At 42.0% G+C, this 23,335-nt stretch carries 20 protein-coding genes and 1 pseudogene; 17 read left to right on the top strand and 4 right to left on the bottom strand.

Features of this window, described 5'->3' with window-relative positions:
* Nucleotides 1–67 precede the first annotated feature (67 nt).
* Nucleotides 68–289, bottom strand: a complete 222-nt coding sequence (locus C1A07_RS03510; protein ID WP_101875881.1) for a helix-turn-helix domain-containing protein — start codon at nucleotides 287–289, stop codon at nucleotides 68–70.
* A 165-nt stretch (nucleotides 290–454) separates the two neighbouring features.
* Complete coding sequence (gene rpsT, locus C1A07_RS03505; RefSeq protein ID WP_101875880.1) at nucleotides 455–718, bottom strand: 30S ribosomal protein S20; 264 nt, start codon at nucleotides 716–718, stop codon at nucleotides 455–457.
* A gap of 185 nt (nucleotides 719–903) precedes the next feature.
* Between rpsT and gpr the strand changes: the two genes are divergently transcribed.
* From gpr to hemW, 4 genes are all read left to right on the top strand, one after another.
* Complete coding sequence (gpr, locus tag C1A07_RS03500) at nucleotides 904–1,926, top strand: GPR endopeptidase (RefSeq protein WP_242972237.1); 1,023 nt, start codon at nucleotides 904–906, stop codon at nucleotides 1,924–1,926.
* A 61-nt stretch (nucleotides 1,927–1,987) separates the two neighbouring features.
* A complete protein-coding gene (spoIIP, locus tag C1A07_RS03495; protein WP_242972236.1) occupies nucleotides 1,988–3,226 on the top strand; it encodes a stage II sporulation protein P in 1,239 nt (412 codons plus the stop codon).
* Between the two features lie 119 nt (nucleotides 3,227–3,345).
* The gene (gene lepA / locus C1A07_RS03490; RefSeq protein WP_101875879.1) at nucleotides 3,346–5,160 is read left to right on the top strand and encodes a translation elongation factor 4; all 1,815 of its coding nucleotides are present in this window, start codon (nucleotides 3,346–3,348) and stop codon (nucleotides 5,158–5,160) included.
* Nucleotides 5,150–6,310, top strand: coding sequence for a radical SAM family heme chaperone HemW (gene hemW / locus C1A07_RS03485; RefSeq protein WP_101875878.1), 1,161 nt, complete (start codon nucleotides 5,150–5,152; stop codon nucleotides 6,308–6,310). The genes lepA and hemW overlap by 11 nt, the downstream gene beginning before the upstream one ends.
* A gap of 61 nt (nucleotides 6,311–6,371) precedes the next feature.
* Here hemW and C1A07_RS03480 read toward each other — a convergent pair whose 3' ends face one another.
* Nucleotides 6,372–7,112 (bottom strand): EFR1 family ferrodoxin, encoded by a 741-nt coding sequence (locus C1A07_RS03480; RefSeq protein ID WP_101875877.1) that lies wholly within the window; start codon nucleotides 7,110–7,112, stop codon nucleotides 6,372–6,374.
* A 217-nt stretch (nucleotides 7,113–7,329) separates the two neighbouring features.
* Between C1A07_RS03480 and C1A07_RS03475 the strand changes: the two genes are divergently transcribed.
* The gene (locus tag C1A07_RS03475) at nucleotides 7,330–8,073 is read left to right on the top strand and encodes a 3D domain-containing protein (protein WP_101875876.1); all 744 of its coding nucleotides are present in this window, start codon (nucleotides 7,330–7,332) and stop codon (nucleotides 8,071–8,073) included.
* Between the two features lie 167 nt (nucleotides 8,074–8,240).
* Here the strand turns inward: C1A07_RS03475 and C1A07_RS03470 are convergent, their stop codons facing one another.
* Complete coding sequence (locus C1A07_RS03470; protein ID WP_242972235.1) at nucleotides 8,241–9,011, bottom strand: 3D domain-containing protein; 771 nt, start codon at nucleotides 9,009–9,011, stop codon at nucleotides 8,241–8,243.
* Nucleotides 9,012–9,226: 215 nt separating this feature from the next.
* Between C1A07_RS03470 and hrcA the strand changes: the two genes are divergently transcribed.
* From hrcA to C1A07_RS03410, 12 genes and pseudogenes are all read left to right on the top strand, one after another.
* A complete protein-coding gene (gene hrcA / locus C1A07_RS03465; protein WP_101875875.1) occupies nucleotides 9,227–10,267 on the top strand; it encodes a heat-inducible transcriptional repressor HrcA in 1,041 nt (346 codons plus the stop codon).
* Nucleotides 10,268–10,274: 7 nt separating this feature from the next.
* Entirely contained in the window at nucleotides 10,275–10,865 is a 591-nt protein-coding gene (grpE, locus tag C1A07_RS03460; RefSeq protein WP_101875874.1) for a nucleotide exchange factor GrpE, read from the top strand.
* A 64-nt stretch (nucleotides 10,866–10,929) separates the two neighbouring features.
* On the top strand, nucleotides 10,930–12,795 hold the full coding sequence (gene dnaK, locus C1A07_RS03455) for a molecular chaperone DnaK (RefSeq protein ID WP_101875873.1): 1,866 nt from the start codon (nucleotides 10,930–10,932) through the stop codon (nucleotides 12,793–12,795).
* A gap of 136 nt (nucleotides 12,796–12,931) precedes the next feature.
* Nucleotides 12,932–14,074, top strand: coding sequence for a molecular chaperone DnaJ (dnaJ, locus tag C1A07_RS03450; RefSeq protein WP_101875872.1), 1,143 nt, complete (start codon nucleotides 12,932–12,934; stop codon nucleotides 14,072–14,074).
* Nucleotides 14,075–14,157: 83 nt separating this feature from the next.
* Entirely contained in the window at nucleotides 14,158–15,489 is a 1,332-nt protein-coding gene (locus tag C1A07_RS03445) for an MATE family efflux transporter (protein ID WP_101875871.1), read from the top strand.
* A gap of 233 nt (nucleotides 15,490–15,722) precedes the next feature.
* Entirely contained in the window at nucleotides 15,723–16,475 is a 753-nt protein-coding gene (gene allE, locus C1A07_RS03440) for a (S)-ureidoglycine aminohydrolase (protein ID WP_101875870.1), read from the top strand.
* 26 nt (nucleotides 16,476–16,501) lie between these two features.
* The gene (locus C1A07_RS03435) at nucleotides 16,502–18,133 is read left to right on the top strand and encodes an ABC transporter substrate-binding protein (protein WP_101875869.1); all 1,632 of its coding nucleotides are present in this window, start codon (nucleotides 16,502–16,504) and stop codon (nucleotides 18,131–18,133) included.
* A gap of 33 nt (nucleotides 18,134–18,166) precedes the next feature.
* A pseudogene (locus C1A07_RS03430) lies at nucleotides 18,167–19,117 on the top strand (ABC transporter permease).
* Nucleotides 19,118–19,132: 15 nt separating this feature from the next.
* Complete coding sequence (locus C1A07_RS03425) at nucleotides 19,133–20,044, top strand: ABC transporter permease (protein ID WP_242972234.1); 912 nt, start codon at nucleotides 19,133–19,135, stop codon at nucleotides 20,042–20,044.
* A 14-nt stretch (nucleotides 20,045–20,058) separates the two neighbouring features.
* Nucleotides 20,059–21,057: an ABC transporter ATP-binding protein gene (locus C1A07_RS03420; RefSeq protein ID WP_101875868.1), complete on the top strand. Its 999-nt coding sequence runs from the start codon at nucleotides 20,059–20,061 to the stop codon at nucleotides 21,055–21,057.
* Nucleotides 21,054–22,076 (top strand): ABC transporter ATP-binding protein, encoded by a 1,023-nt coding sequence (locus C1A07_RS03415; protein WP_242972233.1) that lies wholly within the window; start codon nucleotides 21,054–21,056, stop codon nucleotides 22,074–22,076. Before C1A07_RS03420 ends, C1A07_RS03415 begins: the two co-directional genes overlap by 4 nt.
* 47 nt (nucleotides 22,077–22,123) lie before the next feature.
* Nucleotides 22,124–23,335, top strand: a complete 1,212-nt coding sequence (locus tag C1A07_RS03410) for an ROK family transcriptional regulator (RefSeq protein WP_180952168.1) — start codon at nucleotides 22,124–22,126, stop codon at nucleotides 23,333–23,335.

The following is a 23,335-nucleotide window of genomic DNA, read 5'->3' as shown; positions in this document are numbered from 1 at the left end:
AAAGTCCGTTTTCTGCTGGCTGTAGCCGGCAGAATCCAGACTTTTACGATTCAGTGAAAAATATGTATTATACTTCATCAGAAGAGAGATTGTTTAAGGTAATTTCCATTACGTCTTCTACACGGCATTGCAGAATATTGCAAAGCATGTCAATGGTATGAGTGGACACATACATATTTTTCTTTAGACGGCCGATCTGGCCGGCACTGACACCATAATATTTAATCAAACGATATTGGCTGGTATTCTTTTTCTTCATAGTTTCCCATAGTCTGTCGTAGGATACCAAAACGATCACCTCCTGTTATCATTAAAACGCTAAGAACCACAAATGTATATTATCCATAAATGAATATAAGCCAATAGGTGATAATCACAGGACATTTTATTTTATAAAAAAATCCCTCCGGTGGGTTAAGCCGAAGGGAATACGTTTATGAATTAAGTTCTATAATTAAGCCATTGCGTTAACTGCTTTTGCAAGTCGGGATACTTTTCTGGAAGAAGTATTCTTATGATAAACTCCCTTGCTTGTAGCTTTGTCGATTTCAGTTGTAGCAGCTACTAAACATGCCTGTGCAGCAGCCTTGTCACCGGCAACGATAGCAGCGTCAACTTTCTTAATTGCAGTTTTAACTTTGGATCTGATAGCCTTATTTCTGGCAGCTTTGGTTTCGTTAACTAAAATTCTTTTCTTTGCAGATTTAATGTTAGCCAATCTGTACACCTCCAATTTATCTTCATATTATAATTATTGGTTTGCATCAAAGCCTGGACACGGACAGTTCAATGTAAACATACTTTGTTATTTTAGCGGAACTTGTGAAGGATGTCAATACATATTTCCTGTTTTTTTGCAGAAAATACCAGTAAAAACACAGAAAAACACGAGGAGAATAAAATATGAGGAAAAATAGGCCCTGGGGTATGAGAAAGCAGGAGAAATCAGCCAGAAAAAAAAGTATAAGGACTAGTGAAAATTGTGAAAAATTTCAAATCAGAACTGATCTGGCTTTAGAAGAAAAGGAAGGCGTGTCGTCAGAAAGTAAAGATTTATCAGGAATATCTGTAAAGGAATGGACAGTAGAAAGTAAAGGAATCACTATTACAGAGGTAAGCGTTAAAAACGAAAGAGGAGCTAAGGCTTTAGGAAAGCCTGTTGGCACATATATTACTTTAGAAGCTGGGAATATGGCGTTTAAGGACGAGGGGTATCACCAGGAGGTAGCCAAGGAGCTGGCAGGTCATATAAAAAAATTACTGGAGCAGCAGCTGGATCAGGAGGCAAAAGACAGGTGGAAGGTTTTGGTCGTAGGTCTGGGAAATACTTATGTAACGCCTGATTCATTAGGCCCCAGAGTCCTTGGAAATCTGCAGGTGACAAGACATCTTCAGTCCGGAAAAGAAAATCAGCCGGAAATCAGCGGAATTGTGCCTGGAGTTATGGCCCAGACTGGTATGGAAACAGCGGAGATTCTAAAAGGAATTATTGGAGAGACAAAACCGAAAGCAGTTATTGTCATTGACGCCTTGGCGGCCAGATCAGTTAAAAGGCTGGGCACTACTATTCAGCTGACAGACACAGGAATACATCCAGGCTCTGGAGTGGGAAATCACCGCCATGGACTTACAAAAGAAAGCTTAGGAATTCCTGTTTTGGCTATAGGAGTTCCCACTGTTGTAGGAGCGGCGGCCATTGTCCAGGATACAGTAAACGCTATGGTAAAAGCGTTGGAGCAGAGAAAAATTACAGAGGGCATGGGAAAAGCTGTGGAGGAAATGAGTCCTGATCAGCAGTATCTGTTGATTAGGGAGCTTTTGGAGCCGGAATTTGGCTCTTTTTATGTGACGCCTCCAGATATTGACGAAACAATAAAATCTTTAAGCTTTACTATATCTGAAGGAATTCACGGAGCTTTACTGTAAGAATGATGAGCCGGCGTTTTCCTGCATATGATATTAATAGTGAATTATGCAGGAGAAGGATATGAAAGGAAGAAGGCTGAGAGAAAGATTAAAAGCCGGCTGTGCCGCAGGTTTAATAGCCGCCGTATTGTTTGGCGGGAGAAGCAGCTGGTATCCCTTTGTGGTCAATGGTGCAGAAAGAACGGCAGAACGGCTGCAAGAGTTTTTTCCTGCATGTTTTAGCTGGATTTACGGCTGGTATTATCCGGCGAGTAAGCTGGAGGCAAAAGAGAAAAGGGAAGGGGAAAGCGGAGAGCATATGAATGACTGGATCAGATTTTCCTGGAATATGGTTCCTCTTTTCCGGTATGGCGAATATACGGAGGAAACGAGAAACAAATATAAAGACCCTTCCTATTTATCTTACAGGGAAACAATAGAATTTTATTCTGAATATGAAGGACTTTTAGCTATGGGAGGGGAGGATACTATGGCGGAGAGTCCTGCATCAACCAACATTAGTAAAGAAGCTTCATCACAGCCGGTAGTGGCCGGAAAAATTTATGACAGAGCGCAGTTAGCTGATTATGATTTTCTTATGAAAAACTTTTTCAGCGTTCACACCTCCACAACCGCTGGAAGAGATATTATGAACGCAGAAACCCTGCTGAATACAAATTTACAGATGGAGATAAAAGACGAACCTCAAATTTTGATTTATCACACACATTCTCAGGAAACCTTCGCTGACTATGGGCCGGAAAATCCGGAGGCGACAGTAGTGGGAATAGGTGACTATCTTACAAAGCTTTTAGAAGAAAAAGGGTATCAGGTCATCCACGACCGGTCAGTATATGATCTGAAGGACGGAAATTTAGACAGAAGCAAGGCGTACACCTATGCATTAGAGGGAATCAGCGGAATTTTACAGGAAAATCCATCAATTCAGGTTGTTTTAGATGTACACAGGGACGGAGTAAAAGAAGGATATCATATGGTTTCTCAGGTAAATGGAAAGGACACGGCGCCTGTAATGTTTTTTAACGGCATGAGTCAAACTCCAACAGGGCCTATAGAATACCTGCCTAATCCCTACAGGACGGAAAATTTGGCCTTCAGCTTTCAGATGCAGTTAAAGGCGGCGGCAGATTATCCAGGGTTCACCAGAAAAATATATTTAAAAGGTTTGCGATATAATTTACATCTAAGGCCCAGATCAGCTCTTATAGAGGTAGGAGCGCAGACTAATACATACCAGGAAGCCCTGAATGCTATGGAACCTCTGGCAGAAGTTTTAGATATGGTGTTGCAAGGGAAATAAAAAAATGGTATATTTTTACTCGTAGTAATAGCTGGCTGGGAAAGAAAATAGGTTTTTCCCAGTCAGATACGGAAGAATGACAATTCCGGGGCGATTCCCGGTTAGAAAAGAGGAGAAATATGGCGTCAGTTGACCAGAGTAAGATTCGTAATTTTTGCATCATAGCTCATATTGATCATGGGAAATCCACCCTGGCAGACAGAATCATTGAAAGGACAGGCCTTCTTACCAGCAGGGAAATGCAGTCTCAGGTTTTGGATAATATGGATTTGGAAAGAGAGAGGGGCATCACCATTAAGTCTCAGGCTGTCCGCACTGTTTACAGGGCAAAGGATGGGGAAGAATATATTTTTAATTTAATTGATACCCCTGGACATGTGGACTTTAACTATGAGGTTTCCAGAAGCCTGGCCGCCTGTGACGGAGCTATTTTGGTAGTAGATGCAGCCCAGGGTATAGAGGCCCAGACCCTTGCCAACGTATATCTGGCTCTGGACCACGATTTAGATGTTTTTCCTGTAATTAATAAAATAGACCTTCCCAGCGCAGACCCAGATCATGTAGCAGAGGAGATAGAGGATGTAATCGGCCTGGACGCCCAGGATGCACCCAGGATTTCTGCAAAAACAGGTTTAAATGTAGACGACGTTTTAGAAGCTATTGTAAATAAAATACCTGCCCCAAATGGAGATAAAGATGCTCCTTTAAAGGCTCTTATTTTTGATTCCCTGTATGATCCATACAAAGGGGTTATTGTATTCTGCAGAGTAAAGGAAGGCACCATAAAAAAAGGAACTCCTATGAAAATGATGGCCACTGGGGCCGCTGCCGACGTAGTGGAGGTAGGATATTTTGGAGCCGGACAGTTTATACCATGCGACCAGCTGGAAGCCGGAATGGTAGGATATATTACTGCCAGCATTAAAAATGTGCAGGATACAAGAGTGGGAGATACAATTACCAATAGAGAAAACCCCTGTGCCCAGCCTTTGCCTGGATATAAGAAGGTTACGCCTATGGTGTACTGCGGCGTATATCCGGCGGACAGCGCAAAGTATCCGGATCTTAGGGATGCTTTGGAGAAGCTTCAGCTAAACGATGCCTCCCTGTATTACGAGCCAGAGACTTCTTTGGCGTTAGGCTTTGGATTCCGCTGCGGTTTTCTGGGACTTCTTCACCTGGAGATTATTCAGGAAAGATTGGAAAGAGAGTACAACCTGGACTTGGTGACAACAGCCCCAGGTGTTATTTACAGGGTATACAAGAAAAACGGAGAGATGCTGGAGTTGACCAATCCTTCAAATCTGCCTGATCCTACAGAAATTGAATATATGGAGGAGCCTATAGTGTCTGCAGAGATTATGGTGACTACAGAGTTTGTGGGCGCTATTATGTCTCTGTGTCAGGAAAGACGGGGAGTTTACTTAGGCATGGAATACATTGAAACTACCCGGGCGCTTTTAAAATATGAGCTTCCTTTAAATGAAATCATATACGATTTCTTTGACGCCTTAAAGTCGCGTTCCAGAGGATATGCTTCCTTTGATTACGAGATGAAGGGCTATGAAAGATCAGAGCTGGTAAAACTGGATATTCTGGTTAACAGAGAAGAGGTAGATGCTCTTTCCTTTATTGTTTTTGAAGGTTCTGCTTATGAAAGAGGCAGGAAAATGTGCGAGAAGCTGAAAGAAGAAATTCCTCGCCACTTGTTTGAGATTCCTATTCAGGCTGCAGTAGGAGGAAAAATTATTGCCAGAGAAACTGTAAAAGCCATGAGAAAGGACGTTTTGGCCAAGTGCTACGGCGGAGATATTTCACGTAAGAGAAAGCTTCTGGAGAAACAGAAAGAAGGAAAGAAGCGTATGCGTCAGATTGGCAGTGTGGAAATTCCGCAAAAAGCGTTTATGAGTGTGTTGAAATTAGATGAAGAATAAAAAACAATTGGAATTATATATTCATATCCCCTTTTGTGCAAGAAAATGCGAGTACTGTGATTTTCTTTCCTTTGTAACTCCCATGTCTGTTCAAAGGGCATATGCAGAAAAACTGACAGAGGAAATTATTGCAGAAAGCACTGGGGTAAAAGACTATCAGGTCAGCACCATTTTTATTGGAGGAGGGACGCCGTCCGTCCTCCCTTCAGACTGCATGGAACAGATCATGGCTGCTGTGTGGCAGCATTATGATGTAAAAGAGGATGCAGAGATTACTATTGAAGCGAATCCGGGAACATTGACAGAAGAAAAGTTGAAGATCTACCGCATGGCAGGAATTAACAGAATCAGTCTGGGCCTTCAGTCTGCCGATGATTGGGAGTTAAGACTGTTAGGAAGAATCCATACATATGATGATTTCCTCAAGTCTTTTCAGAGAGTCAGACTGGCTGGGTTTGACAATGTAAATGTAGATTTAATGTCAGCCTTGCCGGGGCAGACAATGGAGTCCTGGGAAAAGACTATGAAAAAGGTGCTGATGCTCAGACCGGAGCATATTTCCGCATATAGCTTGATTGTGGAGCCAGGCACGCCGTTTTATGATAAATATGGATGTTTGGGAGAGGCGTATCCGCCTTTGCCAGATGAGGATACAGAGCGGGAAATGTACTATATGACAGAGCAGATTCTGTTAGATCACGGTTATGAAAGATATGAGATTTCCAATTATTCCAGGCCGGGGAAGGAATGTCGCCACAATATAGGATATTGGACAGGGGTAGATTACCTGGGATTAGGATTAGGCGCTTCCTCCTATGTAAGCGGCTACAGGTTTCGGAAGGAGTGCGATTTGTCTGTATATTTAGACATTCATACAGGAAAAGAGTTTCCGGGAAACTTGTACAGGGATATTAACTTTTTAACTACAAAAGAAAAGATGGAAGAGTTTATGTTTCTGGGATTAAGAATGACAAAGGGAGTTTCAGGAAGCAGCTTTGCTGAGAAATTTGGACACAATATGTGGAATATATATGGAAAACAAATTGAAAAGCTGGAAAAAGAAGGGCTTTTAGAAGTGCGGAAGCCGGAAATCAAACTGACCTCAAAAGGAATTGATCTAAGCAACTATGCTCTCAGCCAGTTTATATAAGAATTTGTGTTGTAAAACCCCATGTAAGTGCCTAAAATACAGGCACTTACATGGGATACTTTTACAGAAACCATTCATTTTTACGCGGTTCTTTATAATTCCCCTCTAAATATGCCTTCTGCTGAGAGGTATCCATAATTCTTCCTCCTGCCGGGCATTGTCTTACACATTTCATGCACTGAATACATATTTTAGGATTTGCAATAAAATTCTCGTCAATGGCTGCTGTGGGACAGACTTTTCTGCAAATGCCGCAGCCTGTGCAGGAGTCAGTTTTTTCCGGCGCCCTTTCCGGCTTATTCCATACTTTATACGGAATATTTCCAGGCACATCTACTGATATTTTCTGGCCCATTTCCAGCTTTTCATCTATTTTTTCTGCAAAAATTTTTATTTCCTTTTCATCCTCTTTATCTGGTCTGCCAGCTCCCAAAATATGGCTGTAAACATGAGGGATTACAATGGCAGCAGCTGCAATACAGCAGAAGCCTCTTTTTTCCATTTCATCTTTCAGCTCTAAAAGAGCGTCATCATAATGGCGGTTTCCATAGCAGGCGCAAAGAATACAGGGAGTATGATGTCCCTGAAGATTATCTAACAGCCCCTTTACCTGGGGAAGACGGCCTCCATAAACAGGAAACCCTGCAATAAGAACGTCCTCTTCCTGGCATGTAAGTCCCTTTTCTCTTACTTTAAGCTCTGTAAAATCTACTTCCTGAAAATCTGCCTTCATAAAAGAACTAACCATATTTACAGCTTTTTTTGTCCCTCCTGTAGGGCTGAAATATAATTGGTAATTCATCTATACTTTCCTCCTTTGAAGTTTTTTGAACATATGTCTATATGATATCACACCTGCAGAATTATGGACACTAAAAGCTGGTAAAAAGGAAAAACTGGAAATTTTTTCTTGACAAATAATTTTTTTCGTGTAGAATATGCTTTATGCCGTATTTATTACAAAAATGTTACATATATTTAAAATATATTTCTATATTTTAAAAAAGTGAGGTATTAATATGAAATTTATTACTATGCGAAATTTTATGGCTGCTACAGCCATCACACTTTTAATGATTCTTTCAGCTGCAGGCACTGTTTTAGCAGGAGAAATTTCCGGACAATTAGATCATGTTTCCAACACATCTATTTCCGGATGGGCTTTTGATTCCTCCTCCCCAAACACTTCTGCCACTGTACAGATTCTTGTGAAAAAACAGGGCTCTGATTCTGCAGTAAAAGAATTTACTGCATTTGCTTCCAGCAAGCGTTCTGATGTACAGGAACAAAAGGGAGGCAACGCCTACTGTGGTTTTTCTGCGGAAATCAACTGGTCTGATTTAGACGACGGCACATATGACATTGAGGCTTACGTAAAAGGCTCCAAGCTGCCTGGAAATGTTCAGTATAAGAAAACAGCAGACGGCGGGGAGGCTGTATGGCCTTCTTCCTCATCTGCTGTAAGTGGGAATATGAAATCCCTGGGCCTATTTAAGACTACAGGCTACTGCCCCTGCTACTCCTGCTCAGAAGGGTGGGGACGTCACACCAGCACAGGAGCCATAGCCCAGGCTTCACACACAATTGCCGTAGATCCCAGAGTGATCCCTTACGGCAGCAAGGTAATGATCGGCGGCGTTGTTTATACAGCTGAGGATAAGGGCGGCGGAGTACGAGGAAATCACATTGATATTTTCTTTAACACTCACGGCGAAACAAGAAGCCACGGAACCAGAACTGAGGAAGTATTTCTTCTGCAGTAAAAAATAGTTGAGCGCAAAGCGCGAAACTATTTTTCATGTATCCCACGTAAGGGCCTAAAATACAGGCACTAAGTGCTCATAATAATAAAAAAATAAAACACATGTACAGAAACAGGATATAAGATCTGTCTGCATGTGTTTTATTTTTTTGAAGATTACAATGAAAATTATCCTACAACTTCAAATACTTCCATAGTGATGGTGCCATGAGCCGCCGCCGCTTCATGGCTGTCATAATAAATATCCAGCTTTTCTCCGTTTACACTGCTGCCTTTGTCCTCCACAGTATAAATAATTCCGTCTATCCACAGCTTTGTGCCAATAGGAAATACAGCAAGGTCGGCAGATAAGGTGTGGTTTGCCTTGGGAATAGTGCCGGAATATGTATAATTATGACCGCCGCTGCACTGCTGACAGCTGCAGTATCCTGTAACAGTAAATTTTCCTAAGGAATTTCCCTTTTTCAAAGAAGAATCTGCCTGGGAAGAGGAGGATTCTTTCTTATTAGATGCATTTAGGGAAGAAGCAGGTTCTGCTTTAGAAGACCCTTCTGAAGCAGTAGAACCAATTCCTGTTTTAATATCCCCCAGTATAGCATAAGCTTTAATCTTAGAAGGCTTTCCCCCCATAGACGACCAGTCTACAGAAGTGTCAAACCAATGCCATCCGTCGCCCAACTGAGATTCTAAATCCTTGTTGTATTGGCTGGCTTTTACTTTCATAGTTTCCTTGGGAGAATTCTGATTTTCATAAAAAAACTGCAGTTCTACAGTGACAACATCGTTAAATTGGCCTTTATTCCAGGCCCAGCCGTACACTCCATTGTCAGTTGCTTTAAAGCTGCCCTCCAGTTCAGCCCCAAAGGCCGGAAAACAGATAAGAAGGGAGGCGGCGGCAGCCATCAGCAATGTCCTTAGTGTCTTTCGTCTCATCTTCATTTGTTACCTCATTTTTTTAATTTTAAGTATTTATTTCATTATATTACAAAAATGTTAAAAGTCAAGGAAATACGTAATCTGAGTAAGAAATTATATGGAAAATCACAAAAAAAGTATTGACAAAAAAAAGAAAAAGGAATATATTATGTGATAGAAATATTAGCACTCTTTAATGTTGAGTGCTAACAAATCAGAAGAAAGGGAGACGATCAGATATGGAATTAGATAACCGGAAGATCACAATATTGAAGGCTATAATTAAAACATATCTGGAAACAGGAGAGCCGGTAGGTTCCCGCACGATTTCCAAGTATTCTGATTTAAAGCTTAGTTCTGCCACTATACGAAATGAAATGTCTGACTTAGAAGAAATGGGGTATATTTTACAGCCCCACACTTCAGCAGGCAGGATACCTTCTGATAAGGGATATCGTTTTTACGTGGATCAGATTATGCAGGAAAAAGATAATCAGGTGACAGAGATAAAAGAACTGATGATTCAGCGCGTGGGACGGGTGGAGCTGCTTTTAAAGCAGATGGCTCAGGTGCTGGCTGCCAATACTAATTATGCGGCCATGATAAGCGGTCCCAGATATCATCAGAATAAGCTGAAGTTTATCCAGCTTTCTAAAGTGGATGAAAGGAAAATTCTGATTGTTACAGTTGTAGAAGGCAATATTATTAAAAATGCAATGGCAGATATTGCGGAAAGCCTTAGCGATGAAGAAATGCTGAATTTAAATATTCTGCTGAACAGCAGCCTTAACGGTCTAACTATTGAAGAGATTAATTTAGGCGTCATCAGCAGCTTAAAGGAAAGAGCAGGAGTTCACAGTCACGTAGTAGATTTAGTATTAAATGAGGTGGCTGAGGCTATTAAAGCAGATGTAGAGGACCTTCAGATTTATACCAGCGGAGCTACAAACATTTTTAAGTACCCTGAGCTGAGTGAAGGTGAAAAGGCCAGCCAGCTGTTAAGCACTTTAGAGCAAAAAGAAATGCTCCAGAATCTGATTCTGGATGTAAATGACCATGAAAGTGAAAATGACACAGGCATACAAGTTTACATTGGAGACGAAACACCTGTGCAGGGGATGAAGGACTGCAGCGTTGTGACAGCCAATTATGAGCTGGGAGAAGGGCTGAGAGGTACCATCGGTATTATCGGTCCTAAGAGAATGGATTATGAAAAAGTACTGCAGACTTTAAAAAACCTGATGGTCCAGCTGGATAAAACTATAAAGAAAGAAGAGTGATTAATAAGTGAAAGCAGAAGAGAATAAAGTAGAAGAGACAGCAAAAGAGCTGAACGAGACTGAGGATACAGGCGCAGAGAGCATGGCAGATGTAAATCAGACATGTGAAGATTCCCAGGATGGGGAAGAGGAAGTAAAGGAAGCTGCCGATAAAAAGAAAGATCCAAAAGATGAAAAAATTGAAGAGCTGACTGATAGATTAAAAAGAAATATGGCAGAATTTGATAACTTCCGGAAAAGAACAGAAAAAGAAAAGTCAGTAATGTTTGAAATGGGAGCCAGAGATATTATTGAAAAGATTCTCCCGGTAGTAGATAATTTTGAAAGAGGTCTGGCGGCTCTTACAGAAGAGGATAAGGCTTCATCCTTTGCGGCAGGTATGGAAATGATATATAAACAGCTGATGAAGACTTTAGAAGATCTGGGCGTAAAGCCTATTGAAGCCATGGGAAAAGAATTTGATCCTAATTTCCACAACGCAGTACTGCATATTGAAGATGAAAATGTGGGAGAAAATATTATTGTCCAGGAGCTGCAAAAAGGTTATATGTACCGTGAAACCGTAGTAAGACACAGCATGGTACAGGTTGCAAACTAGAAATTCAGATTATTAATAGAACATAGAAACGGGCTAAGGCCCAAAATAACAGGAGGAAAAAACTATGAGCAAGATTATTGGTATTGACTTAGGTACAACAAACAGCTGCGTGGCAGTTATGGAAGGCGGAAAGCCTGTAGTAATCGCTAATGCAGAAGGCGTAAGAACTACTCCATCTGTAGTGGCATTTTCAAAAAGTGGAGAAAGATTAGTGGGAGAGCCTGCAAAGCGTCAGGCAGTTACAAACGCAGACAGAACAATCTCTTCTATTAAGAGACACATGGGAACAGATTACAAGGTAGATATTGACGGAAAGAAATATACTCCACAGGAGATTTCCGCAATGATTCTTCAGAAGCTGAAGGCAGATGCAGAAAGCTATTTAGGTGAGAAAGTAACAGAAGCTGTAATCACAGTTCCGGCATATTTTAACGATGCTCAGCGTCAGGCTACTAAGGATGCAGGAAAAATTGCAGGCTTAGATGTAAAACGTATTATTAACGAGCCTACGGCGGCAGCTTTAGCATACGGCCTGGACAATGAAAAAGAGCAGAAAATTATGGTATACGATTTAGGCGGCGGTACATTTGATGTATCCATCATTGAAATCGGCGACGGCGTTATTGAAGTACTTTCCACAAACGGCGATACACGTTTAGGCGGAGATGATTTTGATAATGCAGTTACTCAGTGGATGATCGACGAATTCAAGAAAGCAGAAGGCGTAGATCTGTCTGGTGATAAAATGGCTCTTCAGAGACTGAGAGAAGCAGCAGAGAAGGCTAAGAAAGAGTTGTCATCAGCAACTACAACAAATATTAATCTTCCTTTCATTACTGCAACAGCAGAAGGTCCAAAGCACTTAGATATGAACCTGACAAGAGCCAAATTTGACGAGCTGACAAGAGACTTAATTGAGAGAACAGCAATTCCGGTTCAGAATGCTTTAAAAGATGCAGGTCTGACAGCTGCCGAGCTGAGCAAGGTACTTTTAGTTGGCGGTTCTACACGTATGCTGGCAGCTCAGGATAAAGTAAAACAGCTGACAGGAAAAGAGCCTTCCAAGTCTTTGAATCCTGACGAGTGTGTTGCTATAGGCGCAGCAATCCAGGGAGGCAAGCTGGCAGGAGATGAAGGCGCAGGCGATATTCTGCTTCTGGATGTTACTCCTTTATCTCTGTCCATTGAGACAATGGGCGGCGTAGCTACAAAGCTGATTGAGAGAAACACTACAATTCCTACAAAGAAGAGCCAGATTTTCTCCACAGCGGCAGACAATCAGACAGCTGTTGATATCCATGTAGTACAGGGTGAGAGACAGTTTGCAAGAGATAATAAAACCTTAGGCCAGTTCCGTCTGGATGGAATTCCACCAGCAAGAAGAGGCGTTCCACAGATTGAAGTTACATTTGATATTGATGCAAACGGTATTGTAAATGTAAGTGCAAAAGACTTAGGAACTGGAAAAGAGCAGCATATTACAATTACATCTGGTTCTAATATGTCTGATGACGATATTGATAAGGCTGTAAAAGAAGCTGCAGAGTATGAAGCTCAGGATAAGAAGAAAAAAGAAGCCATTGATGCAAGAAACGACGCTGACTCTATGGTATTCCAGACAGAAAAGGCTTTGGAGGAAGTGGGAGATAAGATTTCCGCTGACGATAAGGCTAGTGTAGAAGCTGATCTGAACGCATTAAAGGAAGCTATTAACCGGGCTCCTATTGATCAGATGACAGATGCACAGGTAGATGACATTAAAGCTGGAAAAGAAAAACTGATGGCAAGCGCACAGGCTTTATTTGCAAAAGTTTACGAGCAGGCACAGGGCGCTCAGGGAGCAGGTCAGGGTTCTGATATGGGAGCAGGCCAGCAGGGCGGCGCAAATTATAATGATGATGTAGTTGACGGAGACTACAAAGAGGTATAAAATATAGAGAATTGCCTGATTGGCATTAGAATCCAGCAGAACCACTCTGCCGCCTTAATGGCGGCAGGATGGTTTCTGTTGGTTTTACAAGTAGGACTTATCCCTTGATCAGGGAAGGAGTGAAAGGTAGACTGACATGGCAGAAAGTAAAAGAGATTATTATGAAGTCCTGGGCGTATCAAAGGATGCAGACGATGCGGCCTTAAAAAAAGCATATCGTGCTTTGGCAAAAAAATACCATCCGGATGCCAACCCGGGAGATAAAGAAGCAGAAAAGAAATTTAAAGAAGCTTCAGAAGCGTACAGTGTGCTCAGCGATCCTCAGAAGCGTCAGCAGTATGACCAATTCGGCCATGCGGCCTTTGACGGAGGCGCCGGAGGCGGAGGCGGTTTCGGCGGCTTTGACTTTTCCGGCGCAGATATGGGAGATATTTTCGGAGACATTTTCGGGGATATTTTTGGAGGCGGAAGAAGCTCCAGAGCCAGAAGCAACGGCCCTATGAGGGGAGCCGATGTGCGTACCTCTGTAAGAATTACATTTGAGGAAGCTGTTTTTGGCTGTGAAAAGGAAGTGGAGATCAATTATAAAGAAGAGTGCGGCACTTGCCATGGAACAGGGGCAAAGCCGGGAACCTCGCCTCAGACTTGTCCAAAATGTAACGGCAAGGGTAAAATTATGTATACCCAGCAATCCTTTTTCGGAACTGTTCAGAATGTACAGACATGTCCGGACTGCGGCGGAACAGGAAAGGTTGTTAAGGAAAAATGTCCAGATTGTTATGGAACAGGCTATAAAACTGTTCGGAAGAAATTTAAATTTAGTATTCCAGCAGGAATTGACAACGGACGCTACAGGCGTTTAACAGGACTAGGTGAACCTGGAGTAAACGGCGGAGAAAGAGGAGATTTGCTGGTAGAGATTATTGTATCCAGCCATCCTATTTTTAAACGCCAGGATACCAGTATTTTCTCCACTGTGCCTATTTCCTTTACAAAAGCAGCCTTAGGAGGACCGATCCGCATAAAGACTGTAGACGGAGAAGTAGAATATGAGGTGAAGCCAGGCACACAGACAGATACCAGAGTCCGTTTAAAGGGCAAAGGCGTACCGTCTCTGAATTACAGAAACGTACGTGGAGATCACTATGTAACCTTAGTGGTGCAGGTGCCTGAAAGATTGACAGAGGCTCAGAAGGAGGCCCTTCGCAAGTTTGAGGACGCTATGGAGGGCGTAACAGTCAACGAAGAAAAGCATAAGAAAAAAGGGATTTTTAAGTGAAAATTTTAAGTAAAAGGGAAGCTGCTGCAAAGCTGAGATAATCAGCTCTGCAGCTTCCTTTTTGCTATGTATAGGAGAAAACTATGACAAGGGATATGACATCTGGAAATCCTGTGAAGTTAATTTTATATTTTATGATTCCCGTTTATCTGGGAAATATATTTCAGCAGTTTTATAACCTGGCGGATGCTGTAATTGCCGGCAAGTATTTAGGCGTGGATGCCCTGGCGGCAGTAGGCAGCACAGCCCCCTTAATTTTCCTGGTAATCGGCTGGCTGAACGGAATTACCAGCGGCTTTGCTATTATGATCGCTCAAAGCTTTGGCGCTGAGCGCTATGACCATATGCGTCATTATCTGGCTATGTCCTTCTATTTATGTATTGGCTTTGTAGTGTTAATGACAGCTGGACTTTTAGTGGGAAACGAGCCTATTCTTATTTTGATGAATACGCCAAAGGAACTGCTTCCCGACGTGGCAGGTTATATGAAGGTGATTTATGCAGGTTTATTTGTCACAGCAGCCTACAATGGACTGGCAGCCGTGCTGAGGGCTTTAGGCGACAGCAAATCGCCGTTATATTTTCTGGTTATATCTGCGCTGCTTAATGTAGTTTTAGATATTGTATTTATTGTAAACTTTCACATGGGAGTAGAAGGTTGCGCTTATGCCACTGTAATTGCCCAGGGCATTTCAGCTCTTTTGTGCCTGATATATATGATTAAAAAATTTAAATTCCTAAAAATGAACAGGGCAGAATGCAGATTTTCTTTATCTACAGCCGGACGGCTGTTAGCTTTGGGAATTCCCATGGGGCTGCAGTTTTCTATTACTGCTATAGGCACAATTATTGTGCAGGGAGCGGTAAATGTATTTGGAGCCGCATATATGGCCGGGTACTCGGCGGCAGGGAAAATTCAAAGTATTATTTCCACTATATTTGTGGCTTACGGCGCTACCATTGCCACCTTTGTGGGACAGAACATGGGAGCCGGGAAAATGGACAGAATCCATGGGGGGGTTAAAGCCACCCAGATTATGATTCTTATAACCAGCTTTATTGTTATGGGAATTACATATTTATTTGGAGGCCTTTTTGTAAAGGGATTTATTGACCCGGCAGAAGTAGAAGCCACTGAGTCAGCGATTATGTATTTTAAAGCTGTGGCCTGGTGTTATCCGTTTTTAGGAAGCATCTTCCTGTACAGAAATGCGCTTCAAGGCTTAGGCTACGGCCTGGTGCCTATGTTGGGAGGCGTTTTTGAGCTGGCAGCCAGAGCGTTAGTAATCGCATTAATTGCAGGCAGTATGGGATATCTGGGAGTGTGTCTGGCTGACCCTATGGCCTGGCTGGCGGCCTTAGTCCCCATTGTGCCTTATTACATCTGGAAAATGAAAACCGTAAAAACAGCATAATTCTTCTTCAAAGAGAGGCGGCCGTTAAATAATCAGAAGGTTCAGTGATTATTTAACGGCTGCCTTTTTTTGTTATTTTTTATGGGCTTGAATGTGTGGATATTGGCAGTTATTACTTTTATATTCCTGGAAAAGCTTGACATATTGTACATTATATACTATAATTCATTTTAATAATTAAATGAATTAATTATTTAAATGAATATAAAAATGGAGGAGATAAAATAAAACCAATGGAGGGTGTACTTTCAACAAGGGCCAGAGTTGTACCTGAATATTATGCCATGATTCCTGAAGAAGGGATTAGGAAGTCTGAACTTCCCTGGCTGGAAAGGTGCAAAGGCGCGGTAATGGTTTCTCCTAAGCTGGGAGCAGGCTTTACAGCATGGCATATAAAGGCGGAACAGGAAGGGAGAACAGCTAAGGACCTGGGAGGAGGGAAGGATACAGAGCTATTTTTATATGTAAAAAAAGGCTGTTTCACAGTAAAGGCAGGGGATATGGAAAAGGAGTTGGGAAAAGGTTCTTATGTTTACGCTCCTCCAGATGTAAAAATAAGCTTTCAAAGCAGTTCTTTAGGGGAAATATTTCTTTATAAAAAGCAATATATTCCTTTGGAAAATAAGAACCCCTGGCTGGTATGGGGAAACGCAGAAAAGCTTCCCTGGCACCCCTGCGACGGTATGGAAAATTTATTAAGCAAGGATCTGCTTCCCAGTGATAAGGCCTTTGATATTGGCTTCCACATATTGTTGTTTAAAAAAGGAGGAAGCCATAGCTTTGTGGAAACTCATCATCAGGAACATGGGGCTTTTGTACTTCAGGGGGAGGGAATGTATTTGCTGGACAGTATGTGGGGACCTGTAAAAGAAGGAGATTTTATATGGATGGGACCTTTTGTCCCCCAGGCCGCTTATGGAATCGGAACAGGAGAGTTTTCTTACTTATTTTCTAAAGATTGTAACAGAGATGTGATTTTACAATAAAAACAAGGAGAAGGGAGAGGGATTTTATGAAAAAAACTTGGAAACGAATTGTAACAGCAGGTCTTTGCACGGCAATGCTGCTTACAGGATGTGCAGGAGGAGGTCAGGAGAAAGAGAAGGCAGATACTGGAACGGAAACGCTGTCAAAAGAACAAGGGGAAACAGGTTCAGAAGAGGCAGAATATGGGGACGTAATCAGGGTGGCGATGGCAGCTGTCCCTGACTCTATGGACGTTCACTATCAAAGCGATCAGCTGGCAAGAATTATTGGCTACGGTATGATATGGGAATCCTTAATGACTATGACAGAGGAGTATATTCCAAAACCAGAACTGGCTGAAAGCTGTCAGGTAAATGAAGATTGTACAGAATATATTTATAACCTGAGAAAAGGGGTTATGTTTCACAATGGCCAGGAAATGAAGGCCGACGATGTAGTGGCTTCTATGAACAGATGGATTTTAGCCTACGGCAGCGCCGCAGAAATGGTTGGAGAATCCAGGTTTGAAAAGGTAGATGATTACACAGTAAAAATTACCCTGGAGAAACCGGCGTTATTTTTAAATGAATTAATTGCCGCCCAAAGCCAATGTTCTGCTATTATGCCTCAATCAGTGATTGATCATGCAGACGAGGGCACAGGATTTATAAAAGAGTATATTGGAACAGGGCCTTATACATTTGTAGAATGGGCTGACGGACAATATATTCAGTTAACAAGAAACGAAGAGTATCAGCCTTATGGAACTCCAGGGGAGGCCAGCGGATGGTGGGGATACAAAAACGCATACATAAAGGACGTTTATTTTGACTTTGTGCCTGACAATATTACAAGAGGCACAGGAGTGCTCACAGGAGAATATGATTTTGGATTCCAGTTGCCCTCTGACAATTATTCCATGTTTGACCAAAATCCGGATACGATTATTTATAAAGAAAACGCAGGTTCTGCTATGACTGTATTTAATAAAAAAGAGGGGCTGGGAACAAATCCTTTGATCAGAAAAGCTGTCCTATATGCAGTGGAGCCGGAGAATGTTATGCAGGCGGCATGGACCTCATCTGATTTTTATAGAATGGAATCCAGCTATATGAGCCAGGAGCAGGCCAACTGGTACAGCAAAGCAGGAGCAGAATGCTACAATGCCACTGATAAAGAAAAAGCCAAGGAGTATTTAAAAGAGGCAGGATATAATGGAGAAACCTTCCGCATTCTGGTAAACAGCGATCACAACTTTTTTACTGCCATGGCAGTTGTTTTAAAATCAGAGCTGGAAGCAGTGGGAATGAACGTAGAATTAAAAACCGTGGAGGCGGCTACATTCTTAAATCAGAGAAATGACTCTTCTATTTATGACGCATTTCTGGCCACCCCTATTCCTGTTTGCGTGCCTAGTATGCAGATTTATTTAAATCCGTCATGGCCTGGCTGGACGACAGATGAAAAAGTGCAGGAGTTAAACGGAAAAATTAACGCCTCTCTTTCTGTGGAGGAAGCAAAGACCTTCTGGGACCAGCTTCAGGAATATTGCTGGGTAGAAGCGCTTCCAGTAGTAAAGTACGGAGAGTTTTTTAACTACAGTGTTTCTACATCTAAAGTAAAAGATCTTGTATATTTTAACGGGCCGTATATTGGAAATGCAAAAATAGAAAAATAAGTAAGCCCGCTTTTGCAGAATGGGAGAAATTAAGTGAAAACATATATTTTAAAACGGCTTTTATCTATGATTCCTGTTTTTATAATTACTTCCGTCATTATTTTTTCTATTATCCATCTAACTCCCGGTGACCCGGCCAGAGTTATTTTGGGAGACAGGGCGGTGGAAGAAGAGGTTATAGCGCTGCAGGAACGGATGGGGCTTAATAAGCCCCTTCCAGTACAGTATGGGGATTGGGTAAAAGGAATTTTTCAGGGGAATTTAGGAGAATCCTTATTTATAGACAAACCTATGTGGGAAATTATTGCAGATCACATGAAGCCTACTTTATCTCTCACTATATATGCACTTTTAATTGCAGTGGGAATCGGCATTCCTTTTGGAATTTTGGCTGCCAGATACAGAGGCAGTCTTTTGGACCACGGAGTAACTTTAATATCCCTGTGTGGAATCAGCCTGCCTAATTTTGTGGCGGCATTACTTCTTATGCTGCTTTTGGCATTCAGGATTCATTTGTTTCCAGTAGCTGGTTATAAGGGAATAGATGAGGGAATAGGGCTTCATATAAGGTATTTAACTTTACCTGCTCTGGCCCTGGGATTTATTCATATGGCCTTAATTATGAGAATGACCAGATCCTCTGTGCTGGAGGTGTTAAACAGTGACTACGTAAAAATGGCCAGGGCCAAGGGAGTAGGGGAAGCTTCCATTATGGTAAAACACGCTTAAAAAAATGCTTTGCTTCCCATTATTACTGTAATTGGACAGACGGCGGTTACTCTTTTGGCAGGAGCTGTAGTGTGCGAGGCAATTTTTAATATTCCAGGTATTGGTCAGCTGGTGGTTACTTCAATAGAAAGAAGAGATTGCATGGTAATTCAGGCTGTTGTTCTGGTGATTGCCCTGATTAATATGCTGATGATGCTGGCTCTGGATATTTTATATGCAGTTATAGACCCTAGAATCAGACTAAGTTCCAGATAGGAGGGGAAGATAGCAGTGGGAAATAATAAAGCAGAACTGGAGCTGGAAAAAATAAATACAAACAGCATGAAGAAATTGAAAATTCAGCTGTACAAAGAACACAGACAGCTAAACCGCCAAAGACTTTTGAAAAACCAGAGAATAATAACCGGAGGGATTTTAACGGCAGCAGTGATTATTCTGGCAGCGGCGGCGCCCTTTCTTTTTCCCCAGGGACCGTATGTTATGGAGGTTGCAGACAGATTAAAACCCCCGTCAGCCGGACATCTTTTGGGTACGGATTCTGTAGGCAGAGATCTTTTGTGCCGTTTAGTGTACGGCGCCAGAGTATCTGTAGGCGTGGGGGCGGCGGTGGCCGTTATTACAATGGCAGCAGGCATGATTATGGGACTGTATGCAGGATACTACAAGGCAGTAGACCAGATTGTAATGAGAATCTGCGACAGCTTAAAATCCATCCCCTCTATTCTTTTAGCCATAGCTCTGTTGGCTATTATGGGTTCAGGAACCGGCAATGTAATTATAAGCGTAAGCATTGTATATGCGCCGGATGTAGCCAGAATCGCCAGGGCAGCTGTTTTATCAGCCAGAGAACAGACTTATATTGAAGCCTTAGAAGCTGTGGGAGCCGGCGCCAACAGAATTTTGTGGCTGAATATTGCCCCTAATATTTTGTCCTCCGTTATTATACAAGTTTCCTTTATTTTTGCAACAGCTATTGTAACAGAAGCCTCACTTAGCTTTTTAGGGGTGGGTGTGCCTGTGCCGGAGCCTAGCTGGGGAAATATTGTATATGAGGGAAAAACAGTAATGTTTCAGGCATGGTGGCTGGTGGCCTACCCCAGCTTATTTATTGCGGCCACAGTGCTGGGCCTAAATCTTTTAGGGGACGGTTTAAGAGATTTTCTGGATCCTCAGAACAGCTGACGGGAGGAAGGATCATGGACAAAAAAGATGTAATATTAGAAGTAAAAAATCTCTCTACTACTTTCCGGACTCAAAGAGGCAATTATAAAGCTGTAGACGGAGTAGATTTTCATGTAAAAAAAGGAGAAATACTGGGAATTGTAGGAGAGTCCGGTTGTGGAAAAAGTGTGACAGTACAATCTGTTATGCGGCTTTATGATGAAAAACAAACAGCAGTATACGGAGGCTGTGCTTTGCTGGAAGGGGAAAATTTATTTGATCTCCCTTTTAAGGACATGAGAAAAATCAGAGGCCCTAAAATTTCTATGGTATTTCAGGATGCATTAAGCGCGTTAAATCCCTTAATGAAAATAGGTCCCCAAATTGTAGAGGCAATATCCATTCATGGGGAGAAAAATAAAAAATCAGCTTATTTAAAGGCTGTAGATATTTTAAAGGCAGTAGGAATTCCCAGTCCGGAAAAGAGATTTTATCAATATCCCCATGAGATTTCCGGTGGAATGAGACAAAGGGTGATGATCGGGATCGCCCTGGCCTGCCGTCCTAAGCTATTAATAGCAGATGAACCGACCACGGCTTTAGACGTGACAATTCAGGCTCAGATTCTGGATTTAATGAAAGAATTAAATCAGGAAATGGAAATGGGAATTATATTAATTACCCATGATTTAGCAGTAGTTTCTAAGACATGTGAAAGAGTGCTGGTTATGTATTTAGGGCAGATTGTAGAGGAGGGGGAGGCGGGAAAACTATTTGCCTGTCCCAGCCATCCTTATACAGTCAGTTTAATGGAGTCTATTCCCCATATGGAAGGAGACAGAGGGAAAAGGCTAAATACCATTAAAGGAACAGTTCCTCTTTTAAGTCAAATTCCGTCAGGCTGCCGGTTTGCCCCCAGATGTCCCAGAGCCAGGGAAAAATGCAGGGAAAATATGCCTGGCCTTGCTGAAATTGGGGACGGTCAAAAAGTGAGATGCTGGTATCCAGTAAAGCCGGGGGAGGATTTAGTATGATAGAAAAAATGGGAGAGATGTCAGGACAAGCATTCAATCGTTCAGAGAAATATAAAATATTGGAAGCTTTACATATTAAAAAATATTTTCCTGTAAAGGACGCCCTGGGAAGAAAGTTAGGAGCAGTAAAAGCTGTAGATGATGTTTCTCTTTCATTGTATAAAGGGGAAACATACGGGCTGGTGGGGGAATCCGGATGCGGAAAATCTACTTTAGGCCGCAGTCTTCTCAGATTATTTCCCTTAACAGAGGGAGAAATTTGCCTGGAAGGTCAAAGTATTACTAATTTATCGTCTAAAGAAATCAGACCTTACAGGAAAAAAATGCAGATGATTTTTCAAGATCCCTACACCTCTTTAAATCCCAGAAAAACTGCAGGGGATATTTTGGAGGAGATTCTGAAAATACACGGGGAAAATAATCAGTCTGTAAGAATGGAAAAATGTTTGGAGATTTTAGAAAAAGTGGGTTTAAGGCCGGAGCATTATTATCGTTTTCCCCATGAGTTCTCAGGAGGTCAAAGGCAGAGAGTGGGAATTGCCAGAGCTCTTTTAGTAAATCCTGCTTTTATTATCTGTGACGAGCCTGTATCTGCACTAGATGTTTCAATTCAGGCTCAGATTATTAACCTATTAAAGGATCTGCAGGCAGAAAAGAATCTGACCTATTTATTTGTATCCCACAATATGAGCGTAGTAAGATACATTTCTGACAGAGTGGGAGTAATGTACTTAGGACATCTGGTGGAAGAGGCAGATACTGACCAGCTGTTTTTAAATCCCCTTCACCCGTATACAAAAGCTTTGCTTTCCGCTGTTCCCTCTATTGACAAAGGTATGGAAAAAGATAGAGGAAGGATTCATTTAACAGGGGATATTCCTTCCCCCTTAAATCCTCCTTCAGGCTGTGTATTCCACACCAGATGTCCTTATGCAGATGAACGCTGCGCCAGGGAAGCGCCTGAGAATGTAAAAATGGGAAAAGGTCATTTTACTGCCTGTCACCTTTACGACCATTAAAAAAAATGGTAAAATAATGAACAAAATACCAGATGCGGGGAGCGAAAATGGAGATAAAAAAAGGAAGAAATTCTGACTATCTGCTGCAGGCCAACAGATCTTTAGTTTTACAGATTCTGGCCAGAAGCAATGTGTGCACCAGAGCCAGAATTGCTGAGGAGACAGGTTTAAAACAGGCTACAATCACAAATATTATTACAGAAATGATACAGCTTGGAGTAGTGCGGGAAGTAGGAATTGTAGAGGGAAGGCGGGGACGTAGGTCTATTGGAATTGAACTGGCTGCAGAAAAAATCCAGGTAATCGCCGTAAAGCTGGGACACATTTCTTATTCCGTAGGGTTATTTGACTTAAAAGGCAGAATGATAAGTGTAAAGGAAGGCAGATTTCAGTCCGGCGAAAATCCGGAGGTAGCTTTATCTAAAATAAAAGAGGAAGTGTGGGATCTGCTGAACAAAGATCAGGGGAAAATACATGGAATAGGCATAGCTGTTCCCGGCCCTTTCTTAAAAAAAGAGGGGACCATTGCTTTAATGACTCAATTTCCTGGATGGGGCAGTCTGAATTTAAATGAAGAGTTTCTAAAGGAATTTCCGGTGCCGGTATATATAGAGCACGGGGCCAACGCAGGGGCGCTTGCTGAGTGGAGATACGGAAAATACAGAAGAAATCAGGGAGTGCTTGTAAATTTCCTGGCAGGAGAGGGAATTGGGGCAGGAATTGTGGCCGACGGGCAGGTATTTGGAGGCAGCAGAGGAATAGCGGGAGAAGTGGGCCATATTTCTCTGGACATTCATGGGGAAAAGTGTGACTGCGGAAACAGAGGCTGTATGGAATTATACTGTTCGGCCCTTTCCTTTGTAAAAAATACAAGAAATATTCTGCCGGATTATCCTGAAAGCTGTTTAAACCAAATAGATCATTTTACTCATCTGGATATTTTTAAAGGGGCGGACAAAGGGGACGCTTTGTGCATCAAAATGGTGAAGCAGGCTGGATTTTATATAGGTTGCGGCATTGCGGCTGTAGTAAATATTTATGATCCAGATGTAATTGTAATCAGCGACGCCATGTCAAAAGGTGGGGCGCTGCTGCTGACGGAAATAAAAAAAACAGTCAAAGAGCGGATTTTAGATGTGTTATATGAGAAGATAATTATAGATTATACTGATTTTTCAGTAAATCAGATTTTATATGGGGCGGCGGTGGTGGCAATCGACCAGCTGTTAGGAGACCTTAAAGAGCTGCTTCAAAACTAA

It is taken from the genome of Lachnoclostridium edouardi, from assembly GCF_900240245.1.
GTDB classification, from domain to species: domain Bacteria; phylum Bacillota; class Clostridia; order Lachnospirales; family Lachnospiraceae; genus Lachnoclostridium_A; species Lachnoclostridium_A edouardi.
The sequence above is the reverse complement of the archived record's forward strand: the minus strand, read 5'-3'. Positions and strand labels throughout refer to the sequence as shown.